The organism is Psychrobacter sp. ANT_H59 (genome assembly GCF_008369225.1).
Taxonomy (GTDB): domain Bacteria; phylum Pseudomonadota; class Gammaproteobacteria; order Pseudomonadales; family Moraxellaceae; genus Psychrobacter; species Psychrobacter cryohalolentis.
On the sequence record NZ_VOBE01000003.1, the window covers coordinates 454,515 to 468,820 of the forward strand.

Here is a 14,306-nt window from a genome sequence, read left to right on the forward strand (position 1 = left end):
ATAAGAACTAAAATTCCACCATACCAGCACGTAGCTGCTCAATCAGCTCCAAAAACTGTTGGCGCCATTCACGTATGGTCGCATCATCTGGCAACCATTGATTGGAAAGTGTCACTACATTGATAATCAAATCAGGCACTTGTTTTTTGTCATCAGCCGCCTTATCCACTGAATGCTCAGATATCACGGCATATAGACAACGCTGATAGGCATGTTCTATATCAGCCAGAAATCCTTGCTGCTGTAACTGCTTTAGACGCTGCACTTCAGGTGATACTTGCGTACGCTCAATCAGTGCTTCTTCGATATCTAGCAACGTCGGCGTCGTCAACGTTATATTATAAAAGTGACCAAGCTCTTGTAAAAAGGCTAAAAACGTACCGTATAGATGAAAAATAGCGGTCTCACAATGTGCTTGATATAACTGCTTGTCAGTTGTGTCTGCAGCGGCTTGACAGGCAAGGCGGCAAAAATATAGCTTTTGATTGGTACGGTCAGCTTGATATTTGGCAACGCGAGTTTTATCTGCCATGCACTTATCCTTTTTAGTGAGTACTGCTAAAAATAATCGGAAATTACGAATACTTATGAATACTAGAGCCAAAATCTCTGACTATTTAAGTAATGGGGTTATGCAGTGTACTATTTTATCTTATCATTTCCCAAGAAAAAACTTGTTGTGATGGAATTTTAAAGCAAAAAAAGCCAGCAACTTAGGCTGGCTTTTTTATTTATTCAAATAACTAAACGCTATCTAGTTTAATGATTACCTTGATTCAATTCTTGAGCAAAGGCTTCATCAAAGCTTGCAAAGTCTGTCGCATCAGTCGTTGCTGACATATCAAACGCCGCATTTAAGTCTTTATCTTGCAGTTTTTGCTCTGCTTTTTCTTTACGAGCTTTATGATAAGCAAGACCAGTACCAGCTGGAATCAAGCGACCAACGACTACGTTTTCTTTCAGACCACGTAACTCATCCACTTTACCAGTGACCGCAGCAGCCGTTAGGACACGAGTCGTTTCCTGGAACGATGCGGCTGAGATAAAGCTTTCGGTTGCCAAACTTGCTTTGGTAATACCAAGTAATTGACGTTCAAACTGAACTGGAAATTTGTCTTCCGCTTCTAGCTTGGCATTCAATGCTTTGATATCAGCATATTCTACTTGATCACCTTTAAAGTGGTTTGAATCACCGCCATCAGTAATCTCAACTTTACGCAACATCTGACGAATGATAACTTCGATGTGCTTATCGTTGATTTTTACGCCCTGCAGACGATAAACGTCTTGTACTTCGTTAACGATATAGTCAGCAAGCGCGGTTTGTCCTTTCAGACGTAAGATATCATGCGGATTCTGTGGACCATCAGCAATAACCTCACCACGAGCTACCGTCTCGTTTTCGAAGACGTTAATCTGACGCCATTTCGGGATCAGCTCTTCATGAATCTCGCCATCTTCATTAGTAATAATGAAGCGATTTTTACCTTTGGTTTCTTTACCAAAGCTAACAACACCCGTCATTTCAGCCATGATAGCGTGATCTTTTGGACGACGTGCTTCGAATAAATCAGCTACACGTGGCAGACCACCGGTAATATCTTTAGTACCTGAAGACGCTTGTGGTACACGACCTAGAATCGAACCGGCTGCAACTTTTTCACCGTCGCTAACGCGAATGATGGTTTCAGCAGGTAAGAAGTAAACGACTTCTTTACCTTCGTCTGTGTTCAAGATAATCGCAGGACGTAAGTCTTTTGCTGAGCTTGAACGATCTCGAGTAGCTAGAATCTCAAACGAGCTCATACCAGTCGCATCATCAACTTTTACAGTAGCCGTTAAGCCATCAGTAATCTCACTGAAACGTGCGGTACCCGCGAATTCTGTAATAATAGGATGCGTGTGCGGATCCCACTTAGCGATAGTTTGACCGCCTTCAACTTGGTCTTCATTTTTTACAAGCACGCTTGAACCATAAGGTACTTTATAGCGCTCACGCTCACGACCAAGCTCATCGGTCAAGGCGATTTCAGCTGAACGCGATACGATAACCAAATGACCATCGGTATGCTGTACAGTCTTCATGTTTTCAAAATGCGCTTGACCAGCACTACGAACTGAAATGCTGTTGTCCACAGAAGCAGAACTTGCCGCTCCACCAACGTGGAAAGTACGCATGGTCAACTGAGTACCAGGCTCACCGATAGACTGCGCCGCCATAACACCAACAGACTCGCCGATATTCACTTTATGACCACGAGCAAGGTCACGACCATAGCACTGTGAACAAACGCCATGTTCGATATTACAAGTAATCACTGAACGTACCCAGATATCATCGATTGCATTGTTATCTAGTACTTTAACCCAATGCTCATCGATCAACGTACCCGCTGGAATCAAGATTTTTTCAGCATTATCGTTATAAGTGACATCACGTGCCGTTACACGACCTAGTACTAGCTCGCCCAACTTCTCAATGATTTCACCACCTTGGATATGTGGCTTCATGAGCAAACCTTGCTCAGTACCACAGTCATCACTGGTAATAACCAAATCTTGGGCTACATCAACCAAACGACGCGTCAAGTAACCTGAGTTAGCTGTTTTCAATGCCGTATCCGCAAGACCTTTACGCGCACCATGCGTTGAGATAAAGTACTGAAGTACGGTCAAACCTTCACGGAAATTCGCTTTAATTGGTGTTTCAATGATTGAGCCATCTGGCTTAGCCATCAAACCACGCATACCAGCAAGCTGACGAATCTGGGCGGCACTACCACGAGCACCAGAATCTGACATGATAAAGATAGAGTTAAATGACTTCTGCTCTTCTTCTTCACCTTTAGCGTTGATAATTTTATCAGTCGCTAAGTTGTCCATCATCGCTTTAGCGACTTTGTCATTGGTACGTGACCAAATATCGACCACTTTATTATAACGCTCACCAGCCGTTACAAAGCCTTGCTCAAATTGGTCTTCAATTTCACGCACTTCAGCTTCAGCGACTTCGATGATTTGCTTTTTCAGTGGTGGAATAACCATGTCATCGATACCGATAGACACACCAGATAGTGTCGCTTGTGCAAAACCAAGATACATCAATTGGTCAGCAAACATAACACTTTCTTTTACGCCCACTTTACGGTAGCAAGAGTTGATCAGTTTAGAGATATTCTTCTTAGTCATCTCTTCATTACATTCGTCAAACGACATACCAACAGGCATGATGTTCCAGATTAACAAGCGACCAGCAACGGTATCTTTGATACTCGTCTCTTTAGTACGATTGCCATCATCATCAATATGCGTTTCAGTGACACGAACTTTAATCTTGGCGTTAACATGTAAATCGTTTGAACCAATCGCACGCAATGCTTCATTAACGGTAGCAAAAATCATGCCCTCGCCTTTGGCATTTACTGACGAGCGGCTGATGTAATACAATCCCAATACAACATCCTGTGATGGTACGATGATTGGCTCACCGTTCGCAGGAGACAAGATGTTGTTGGTCGACATCATCAGCGCACGAGATTCAAGCTGAGCTTCTAGTGTCAATGGCACGTGAACGGCCATTTGGTCACCATCAAAATCGGCGTTGAATGCGGTACAAACTAGAGGATGGAGCTGAATCGCTTTACCTTCAATTAGTACTGGTTCGAACGCTTGTAGACCCAAACGGTGAAGCGTTGGTGCACGGTTAAGAAGTACTGGATGCTCACGGATAACCATGGCCAGCATATCCCAAACTTGTGGCTCTTCACGCTCTACCATCTTTTTGGCAGCTTTAATCGTCGTCGCCAAACCATGAGACAATAGTTTGTTGTAAGTAAATGGCTTGAACAATTCAAGTGCCATTTTCTTTGGTAGACCACACTGATGTAGACGTAGGGTTGGACCAACAACGATCACCGAACGACCAGAATAATCAACACGTTTACCTAGTAAGTTTTGACGGAAACGACCTTGCTTACCTTTGATCATATCGGCCAAAGATTTCAATGGACGCTTATTACTACCAGTAATAGCTCGACCGCGGCGACCGTTATCAAGCAAGGCATCTACTGATTCTTGCAACATACGTTTTTCGTTACGTACGATGATATCAGGAGCACTTAACTCAAGCAGGCGCTTTAAACGGTTATTACGGTTAATAACGCGGCGATATAAATCGTTCAAATCTGATGTTGCAAAACGACCGCCTTCTAGTGGTACTAGCGGACGCAAATCTGGTGGTAGTACTGGCAAGATATTCATTACCATCCACTCAGGCTTGTTATTAGAATCACGGAATGCTTCTAATAATTTAAGACGCTTAGACATCTTTTTAAGCTTGGTTTCAGAACCCGTTTGCGGAATCGCTTCACGCAGCTCATCAATCTCTAAATCTAAGTCGATATCTTTTAAAAGGTCTTGAACCGCTTCAGCACCCATTTTGGCAGTGAATTCATCGCCAAATTCTTCAAGGGCTTTATAATAATCTTCGTCATCAAGCAGCTGATACTTCTCTAAAGAGGTCAGACCTGGCTCAGTCACGATGTAGCTTTCAAAATACAAAACGCGTTCGATATCACGGAGTGTCATATCTAGCAATAGACCGATACGGCTTGGCAATGATTTTAAGAACCAAATATGCGCAACAGGGCTCGCTAAATCGATATGACCCATGCGGTCACGACGAACTTTAGCGGTCGTGACTTCAACGCCACATTTTTCACAGATAACGCCTTGGAACTTACGACGCTTATATTTACCACATAAACATTCAAAATCTTTTACTGGACCAAAAATTTTGGCACAAAAAAGACCATCACGTTCAGGTTTGAACGTACGATAGTTAATGGTTTCAGGTTTTTTTACTTCACCATGCGACCATGACTTAATAACGTCAGGCGATGCCAAGGTAATTTGGATGCTATCAAACTCATGGTTACCATTGCTGGTAGGGCTTTGCATGATATCGAGTAAATCTTTCAAGTTGCTTCTCCGTTATCTTTATAATCATCTGACAGCGTATTATGAGCGCGGCCACGATGAATGAAGGCAATGAATAGGGTTGAGACAAATTACTAAAAGCAGCAGCAATGAGCATACTGCCTTTAGTTGATAACTAAGTTAAACAACGGATTTAGTTGCTTTGTTTTAACTCAATATTGATACCCAGTGATTTGATTTCTTTGGTCAATACGTTAAACGATTCAGGCATACCTGGATCCATATATTGCTCACCATCGACGATGTTTTTGTACATACGCGTACGGCCTTCAACGTCATCCGACTTCACAGTCAGCATCTCTTGTAGCGTATATGTCGCGCCGTAAGCCTCTAGTGCCCAGACTTCCATCTCACCGAAGCGCTGACCACCAAACTGAGCTTTACCGCCCAATGGCTGCTGCGTCACTAGTGAGTAAGAACCAGTTGAACGTGCATGCATCTTGTCGTCAACCAAATGGTTAAGTTTAAGCATATACATGTAGCCAACAGTCACTTTGCGGTCAAACTTCTGACCAGTACGACCATCATACAACGTCTGTTGACCATCGCGATCCATACCAGCAAGCTCTAACAGATCCTTAACTTGGCTTTCTCTTGCGCCGTCAAATACTGCTGTGCCCATTGGTACACCAGCGCGCAAGTTATCTGCTAGCGCCATGATGTCATCATCACTCAGGCTATCAAGATCCACTTGCTCACCGCCGACTTGGTTATAGATTTTATCTAAGAAATCACGTAAATCTTTGATCGCTGCTTGCGATTTGAGCATACCATCGATCTTCTCGCCCAAGCCTTTTGCCGCCATACCCAAATGCGTTTCTAGAACCTGACCGATGTTCATACGAGATGGTACACCAAGCGGGTTCAAGACGATGTCAACGGTATTACCATTTTCATCATAAGGCATATCTTCGACTGGCATAATGCGTGATACCACACCTTTGTTACCATGACGACCAGCCATTTTATCACCAGGCTGAATACGACGCTTAACCGCTAGATATACCTTAACGATTTTTTGTACGCCATGTTGTAAGTCATCACCAGCGGTTAATTTGCGTTTTTTCTCAGCAAACTTCACATCGATATCTTTTTGCTTATCAACCAAATACTCAGCGATTTGCGTTAGACGCTCAGAGATTTCTTCTTCAACAGGCTGAATATCAAGCAAAGTCTCAAGGCTCATATCTTTCATATCAGCCAATGCCATCACTGTACCGGCTTTTAGACCAGAACCACCGCTGACTTTTTGACCATCTAATAGATTACCAATACGACCACGAGCGGCTTCTTCAAAGATACGTAGCTCTTCTTTTAAATCTTTGCGATAGCTATCAAGCTGCGATTTTTCAATCGCTCTTGCACGTGCATCTTTTTCAACGCCGTCACGAGTAAAGACTTGAACGTCAATAACCGTGCCTTTGCTTGATGTTGGTACACGTAGCGACGTATCTTTAACATCAGCCGCTTTTTCACCAAAGATAGCCCGGAGCAATTTCTCTTCTGGCGTTAGTTGTGTTTCACCTTTTGGCGTCACTTTACCAACTAAGATATCACCAGCATCAACTTCAGCACCGATATAAACGATACCAGCTTCATCGAGACTTGATAGAGCTGCTTCGCCAACGTTTGGAATATCCGCAGTAATCTCTTCGGTTCCAAGCTTGGTATCACGTGCCACACAAGTCAATTCTTGGATATGAATAGTAGTGAAACGATCTTCTTTAACTACTTTTTCAGACAGCAAGATTGAATCTTCAAAGTTGTAACCATTCCACGGCATAAATGCGATGCGGATGTTCTGACCCAATGCCAACTCACCAAGATCCGTCGACGGACCATCGGCCAAGATATCACCTACAGCAATAGCATCGCCTTGGTTAACGATAATACGTTGGTTGATACAAGTGTTTTGGTTAGAACGCGTATATTTAACTAAGTTATAGATATCAATACCGGCTTCACCAGCAATCATCTCATCTTCATTTACACGAACCACAACACGTGAGGCATCTACGTCTTCGATTACACCGCCACGCTTAGCGATGACACAAACACCAGAATCACGAGCAACGTGACGCTCCATACCCGTACCTACTAACGGCTTATCAGCACGTAGCGTAGGAACTGCCTGACGCTGCATGTTTGAGCCCATCAAGGCACGGTTAGCATCATCATGCTCTAGGAATGGAATCAGACCTGCGGCTACCGATACAACCTGACTTGGCGACACATCCATATGCGTCACTTTTTCTGGCGGCATACGGACGAATTCACCATAGCTACGCACACTAACCATTTCATCAGATAACGCGCCATCGGCAGTTACTGGTGAATCAGCCTGTGCAATGACCGTACCGACTTCTTCAATCGCTGACAGATATTCAATAACGTCCGTTACTTTACCATCAACTACACGGCGATAAGGTGTTTCCAAAAAGCCAAAGCTGTTGGTTTTAGCAAAAGTCGCTAATGAATTAATCAAACCAATGTTTGGACCTTCAGGAGTCTCAATTGGGCATACACGGCCATAATGGGTATCATGTACATCACGTACTTCAAAGCCTGCACGCTCACGGGTCAGACCACCGGGTCCTAATGCAGACACACGGCGTTTATGCGTGACTTCAGACAATGGATTATTCTGATCCATAAACTGCGATAACTGGCTCGAGCCAAAGAATTCTTTGACCGCAGCAGCAACAGGTTTTGAGTTAATCAAATCTTGTGGCGATAAGTTATCGGATTCTGCTGAGCTTAAACGCTCTTTAACGGCACGTTCAACACGTACTAGACCAACACGGAATTGGTTTTCTGCCATCTCGCCAACCGAACGAATACGGCGGTTACCCAAATGATCAATATCATCGACTTCACCGCGACCATTACGAATCTCGATAAGCTCTTTTAGAACGTTAACGATATCGGCATTGGTCAATACGCTACGTTCACGCTGAATATCAGCGTCATCGGTATCTACAAAATCAAGACCTAAACGACGGTTAAACTTCATACGACCGACATTCGATAAGTCATAACGATCCGCGTTAAAGAACATGCTGTCAAAAAGTTTCTCAGCAGTTTCAACCGTTGGTGGCTCACCTGGGCGCATGACTTTATAAATTTCAATCAAAGCTTCTTCACGGCTTGACGTGCTATCAGCACGTAGCGTATCGGCAATATAACTACCTTGGTCGATATCGTTGGTAAACAGAATACTAAATTCTTTGATAGATTCACTGGCTTCAAACGCACTTAATTTAACCAATAATTCATGGTCAATCAGCGTATTAGCACGAGCAATAACTTCATCATTAACGATGATGTCTTCGGCTAAAATGCGCTCATATAAGTATTCATCAGGAATCGAGATTTTTGTCATACCGGCTTCTTCAAGCTGACGGATACGGCGAGCATTAATACGTTTGCCCTGCTCAACCACCACGTCACCTGCAGGAGTCACGATGTCGAACTGTGCCATCTCGCCACGTAAGCGATCTGCAACTAGATCAATCTCGAACTGCTCTTCGCCTTTATAAACTCGCACTTTATCAAAGAATAAATCTAAGATCTCAGAAGTACTTAAGCCTAAAGCACGTAGAATAATAGACGCCAATAACTTACGACGACGGTCAATACGAGCAAAAACCAAGTCTTTTGCATCAAACTCAAAATCTAACCATGAACCACGGTAAGGAATGATACGCGCGTTATAAAGCACCTTACCACTTGAGTGCGACTTACCTTTATCATGGTCAAAGAACACACCAGGTGAACGATGTAATTGAGATACAATTACACGCTCAGTACCGTTAATAATAAAGGTACCGTTAGCGGTCATTAATGGCATCTCGCCCATATAGACGCTTTGCTCACGGATATCTTTAATAGCCGCTTTGCTGTCTTTATCTTTGCTGTCTTTGTCTTTGATGATTAAGCGAATTTTGACACGCATAGGCGCAGCAAATGTCGAACCACGTAAGATACACTCACGCTCATCAAATTCAGGCGTACCTAAATAGTATTCAACGAATTGTAGCTCTGCGTTACCAGAGTGACTCTCAATTGGGAAAATAGAAGAGTATGCAGCTTGCAAGCCAGTATTCTCACGAGCTTTTGGCTTTTTATGCTCTTGCAAAAATTGCTCATAAGAATCTACTTGGATAGACAACAAATAGGGAATGTCCATCACAGTAGGCAATTCAGCAAAACTTTTGCGAATACGCTTTTTTTCAGTATAAGAATATGCCATCGAGAGTCCTTACAGTAAACGTGGAAACAAATTAAAATCGCGGCTGGCGTGCATAAATACTATGCAAACTAAGCGACGTAAACGATAATATAAAACAGGTGTTCTTTTTAAAGCACAGTTAATCTTTTTAGGGCGTTGTATCAATTACTATTTTAACAATCAGTGCTTGCTTTGCACTCTAAATACGATCTTGCTATCTTCATTTAAGTCAGCCTATATGACTGCTCAGAGCGAAAACTTCAATCTTAAAGTGTTGCCAATATGTCACTTTTAAAGCTTAAGTGACAGTTGCTTTATCTAAATATAAATGCGACTAGCATTGTGTATAAACGATTTAACATCCAAACTGGTTACTGCCAAAATCAATATCGTCGCTGATGTATACCGTCTACGAGCCTATATACTGACAGTAAAATCACGCTAGAAAGCTTATTCAATAGTTTTTGATTAGTAATATATAGGACAATTATAATGCTTATAAATAATAATATTCAGAGTCAATATAAGTGATAATGTTAATAGAAAACGTGCAGACACAAAAAAATGCCAAACATCTATTGACGTTTAGCCACATTATCTGATTTCAATAACTACTAAGTGTGCTTGCATGTATATCGTCTGTCCTTTTGATGGGTATCCACCGTGTTGTTGCTTACGACTGTTGGCAGACACAAAAGGTCAAGCTACGAATTATAGTAAAAAAAAGCTGATAATGCAAGGCATTACCAGCTTTTTTTCGTACTGCCGTTAAACTATTTTAGTTCAACAGTTGCACCAGCTTCTTCAAGTTTCTTTTTCAACTCTTCAGCTTCAGCTTTGTTAACGCCTTCTTTGATTGGAGCTGGAGCGCTTTCAACCAAATCTTTCGCTTCTTTCAGGCCAAGACCAGTAGCTTCACGTACGGCTTTAATTACGCCAACTTTCTTCTCGCCAAAGCTGGCAAGAACAACGTCAAACTCGTCTTTTTCTTCAGCAGCAGCAGCAGCAGGACCAGCAGCAGCAGGTGCAGCGGCAACAGCAGCTGTTACGCCGAATTTTTCTTCCATAGCGCTGATTAATTCAACGATATCCATTACTGACATTTCAGCGATTGCGTTTAACACGTCATCTTTAGATAGTGCCATGAGAACTCTCCGTTATCTGATAAAAATTAATTGATTTTAAAATCGCTTGGATTGCTTGCCAAATTTTCAAATAGTGTTGGCAATAAAGTGCAATCGGCGATGTCAAAGTTACGTTAAAACAAGCAATTAAGCAGCTTCTTTTGCGTCTTTGATTGCTGCAACAGTGCGAACGAACTTGCCAGGAACTGCGTTCATAGTCTGGACAAGCTTGGTCACTGGTGCATTCATAGTAGCCATCAAGATAGAGATTGCTTCGTCGCGAGTTGGTAGCTTCGATACGCGCTCTAGCTCTTCTGGACCATAAACAACACCACCAACTGATACCAATTTGGTCTCTAAAGCTTTGTGATCTTTGCTGAAGTCAAAAATGACTCGAGCGGCAGATCCCAAATCTTCCATAGAGAAAGCCAAAAGTAATGGACCAGTCATACGGTCTGACATGCTCTCAAATTTAGTGCCTTCAAACGCACGTTTTGCTAGGGTATTTTTCACCACTTTCAAAACGACGCCTTTTTCACGGGCTTGTTCGCGTAGCTTAGTAAGCTTTGCAACACCAATACCATGATATTCGGCAGCTACTGCTGAGTAAGCATTAGCAGCAACTTCAGACACTTCAGCCACAACTTGTTGTTTTTGCTCTAGCGTTAATGCCATAAGTTGACTCCTTTAATCTAATCAATCATCCTGTAATCTAAATTACAAACTAAGATTGACTTGATACGACACGTTACGAGTATATTTATTAAAAACAAATGTACTCATAACGACTGATTACGGCACCGTTATCAGAATGACATCAAGTGATAGGTTGCCCTATCGGCTCTTATCAACAACTGGGTGGGCCACCGTCTGCGTAGGACAATTAAGATTTTCATCTGTCATCGATTAACAACAGCAGCTCAATGTAATGAATTTTGATCTACAAGAGTCATAATCCATTTTACCAAACCGCTGTCTACCTACGGTCTTAGACAGCATAGCGTTTGCTACGCTGACCTAATTCTTTAAAATATTTTGTCCCATTATTCAAAATCGTTGAATAACAGATCATACTTAATTATTTCGCTGTGCGGTATGGAACTGGATCGATACTTAGACCAGGACCCATGGTGCTAGACAAGGTAATTTTCTTAATGAAAGTACCTTTAGAAGTAGCAGGCTTAGCACGTCTCAAATCTGAAATGAGTGCTTCAGCATTCTGGATTACTTGCTCAGCAGTAAAACCAACTTGACCGATAGTCGTATGGATAATACCTGCTTTGTCTACACGATACTGTGCTTGACCAGCTTTAGCGTTAAGAACGGCTTCAGCAACGTTAGGCGTAACCGTACCGACTTTAGGGTTAGGCATTAAACCACGTGGGCCTAAGATAGTACCTAACTGACCAACAACACGCATGGCATCAGGAGCAGCGATAACCACGTCAAAGTCCATGTTACCGGCTTTGATTGATTCTGCTAGGTCTTCAAAACCAACGATGTCAGCACCAGCTTCTTTGGCGGCTTCAGCAGCAGCACCTTGAGCAAATACAGCAACGCGTTTGGTTTTACCAGTACCCGCAGGTAGATTGGTTGCGCCACGTACGACTTGATCAGATTTACGTGGGTCAACGCCCAAGTTTACAGCGATATCAATAGACTCTTTGAATTTAAGAGCTGGTAAATCGTTTAGGATTTGAACCGCTTCTTCGATCGTGTATTGTTTTTCGTGCTCAATACGGCTATTGATTTCTTTTTGACGCTTAGTAAGTTTACTCATTTACACACCCTCCACGGTAATGCCCATTGAACGTGCAGTACCAGCGATGGTACGAACAGCAGCGTCAAGATCAGCAGCAGTTAAATCTGCATCTTTAGTCTTAACGATGTCTTCTAACTGAGCACGGTCAACTTTACCGACTTTAGCGGTGTTAGGTGTACCAGAACCTTTAGCAATACCAGCAGCCTTACGCAAAAGGTAAGCAGCTGGTGGTGACTTCATGATGAAGGTAAAAGACTTATCGCTGTATACAGTGATCTCAGTAGGAATCGGTAAACCCGGCTCTTGGTTTGAGGTCGCAGCGTTAAATTCTTTACAGAACGCCATAATGTTCACGCCTTTTTGACCCAATGCTGGACCAATCGGTGGTGAAGGATTTGCTTTGCCTGCAGGCACTTGCAGTTTGATGTAACCATCAATCTTCTTAGCCATGATACTCTCCTAAATGGGTAATAGCGCCAAATCAATGTGGTATAAACCTTATTGACTAACAGCTCCCCGGTTGATGAACTCTTTTGCTGATTTAATCTAGCTTCTCAACTTTACTAAACTCAAGCTCAACCTGAGTCGGTCGATTAAATACGTTTACAGTTAAATGTAATTTAGACTTTTCGTAATCCACTTTTTCAACCAACCCTTTAAAGTCAGTGAATGGACCATCGATAACCAACAACTCTTCGCCCGGCTCAAATAGAGTCTTAGGACGCGGGTCAGTTTCAGTCTGATTCAAACGGTTTAGAATACGATCAGCTTCTACTTCCGTAATCGGCGCAGGCGTCTCTGGCGTACCACCAACAAAGCCCATAATACGTGGGCAATCTTTAACGATGTGCCAAGTATTGTCGTTCATATCCATCTGGATCAATACATAACCCGGAAAGAACTTACGCTCACTTTTACGTTTTTTGCCGTCTTTCATTTCGACGACTTCTTCAGTAGGTACCAATACATCGCCGAAAAACTCAGCGAATTCACTACGATTAATACGATCAGTTAATGAACGCTGTACTTGCTTTTCATATCCTGAAAATGCTTGGACAATATACCAACGCATATCACGCTCCTGATCATTATAAGTAAGTCGTTATCCATAAATCTTGGCTAAACAGTCGCTAATACGCGCCATTAACCAATAAATATGCCAACGAACCAATTAAAAAAGTTATCTAATAGCCAAACTAATAAACCAACAACTGCAATCATGACAATCGTTTGCCATGTATATTGGAAGGTTTCGTCTTTGCCAGGCCAAGTAACGCGGCGTAGTTCTACAGCAGCGTCTTTCAATAAAGTTTTAAATGCACGGCCCTGATTTGTCATTGCAAGACATAACAGCGCAAATACAAAAAGCGCAACGATAATACCAATACGTACCCAAAGGTCATTGGCAGGTTGCCAATAGCCGGGCAGATATTGATTAACTAACGTTGCACCAATTAAAACAACTGCGGCTAGTAGCCACAAAATCACATCTTTTACTGAACCCGTCTTAGCAATCTCAACAGCAGTCGTTTGATTACCTGCTGAAATATGCTTATCTTTGGACAGCATTCCACCAGCAACTGCCTTGGCATCAGATAACTTAGTCTCGAGGTTATCTTGATTATTGCTCATAAAGAACTCACTTCGGAGATGGTGGGGTATGACAAAGATGTGATAAGAAGATGGCAGGCGATGTAGGACTCGAACCTACAACCCTCGGTTTTGGAGACCGATGCTCTACCAATTGAGCCAATCGCCTAGGGGTGTTAAGGCTGATAATTATACAAGGTTTTACTAAGAATGCAAGTTTTAAGACGATATTTTATTTGCTTAATACAATGAATAATTACTTTGATGAAGAAAAGTCAGAAAATTCTGTTTAAAATCAAAAACTGAAGTCAAAATCTGAGATAGATTTATTGCTTTAAATTTTTAAACATACAGACCTTATTTTAATAAATACTAAATTGATTAGCACTTCTGCGATTTAGCAAACCATACCCACAAAAAAGCCACCCTCTTTCGAGGATGGCTTTTGACTAATTATTAACAACAATCAGATTGCTCTGACAGCGTTAAGTATTAGTTCAATACGTTAGCAACAACACCAGCGCCTACAGTACGGCCGCCTTCACGAATAGCGAAGCGAAGACCTTTGTCCATAGCGATTGGGTGGATAAGCTCTACGCCC

9 protein-coding genes, 1 tRNA gene and 1 pseudogene are annotated in these 14,306 nt (G+C 42.3%); all 11 read right to left on the reverse strand.

The genetic code is table 11. The annotated features are described in order from the left end of the window. Positions 1-7: 7 nt before the first annotated feature. The gene (locus tag FQ083_RS07550) at positions 8-532 is read right to left on the reverse strand and encodes a DUF6586 family protein (RefSeq protein WP_149409406.1); all 525 of its coding nucleotides are present in this window, start codon (positions 530-532) and stop codon (positions 8-10) included. 227 nt (positions 533-759) lie between these two features. Beyond that, a complete protein-coding gene (rpoC, locus tag FQ083_RS07555) occupies positions 760-4,980 on the reverse strand; it encodes a DNA-directed RNA polymerase subunit beta' (RefSeq protein ID WP_041753252.1) in 4,221 nt (1,406 codons plus the stop codon). A 151-nt stretch (positions 4,981-5,131) separates the two neighbouring features. Beyond that, complete coding sequence (rpoB, locus tag FQ083_RS07560; protein WP_011514490.1) at positions 5,132-9,250, reverse strand: DNA-directed RNA polymerase subunit beta; 4,119 nt, start codon at positions 9,248-9,250, stop codon at positions 5,132-5,134. Positions 9,251-10,002: 752 nt separating this feature from the next. Continuing rightward, positions 10,003-10,374 carry a 50S ribosomal protein L7/L12 gene (gene rplL, locus FQ083_RS07565; protein WP_011514491.1) on the reverse strand — a complete coding sequence of 124 codons (372 nt, stop codon included), beginning with the start codon at positions 10,372-10,374 and terminating at the stop codon, positions 10,003-10,005. A 126-nt stretch (positions 10,375-10,500) separates the two neighbouring features. Next, positions 10,501-11,028 carry a 50S ribosomal protein L10 gene (gene rplJ / locus FQ083_RS07570; RefSeq protein WP_011514492.1) on the reverse strand — a complete coding sequence of 176 codons (528 nt, stop codon included), beginning with the start codon at positions 11,026-11,028 and terminating at the stop codon, positions 10,501-10,503. 403 nt (positions 11,029-11,431) lie between these two features. Next, the gene (gene rplA / locus FQ083_RS07575) at positions 11,432-12,133 is read right to left on the reverse strand and encodes a 50S ribosomal protein L1 (RefSeq protein ID WP_011514493.1); all 702 of its coding nucleotides are present in this window, start codon (positions 12,131-12,133) and stop codon (positions 11,432-11,434) included. Beyond that, positions 12,134-12,565: a 50S ribosomal protein L11 gene (rplK, locus tag FQ083_RS07580; protein WP_010201717.1), complete on the reverse strand. Its 432-nt coding sequence runs from the start codon at positions 12,563-12,565 to the stop codon at positions 12,134-12,136. A 91-nt stretch (positions 12,566-12,656) separates the two neighbouring features. Continuing rightward, positions 12,657-13,187, reverse strand: a complete 531-nt coding sequence (gene nusG, locus FQ083_RS07585) for a transcription termination/antitermination protein NusG (RefSeq protein WP_011514494.1) — start codon at positions 13,185-13,187, stop codon at positions 12,657-12,659. Between the two features lie 71 nt (positions 13,188-13,258). After that, on the reverse strand, positions 13,259-13,747 hold the full coding sequence (secE, locus tag FQ083_RS07590) for a preprotein translocase subunit SecE (RefSeq protein WP_020444319.1): 489 nt from the start codon (positions 13,745-13,747) through the stop codon (positions 13,259-13,261). Positions 13,748-13,798: 51 nt separating this feature from the next. Then, a tRNA-Trp gene (locus FQ083_RS07595) sits at positions 13,799-13,874 on the reverse strand. A 323-nt stretch (positions 13,875-14,197) separates the two neighbouring features. After that, positions 14,198-14,306 (reverse strand): annotated as a pseudogene (locus tag FQ083_RS07600) (elongation factor Tu); the annotation flags it as partial.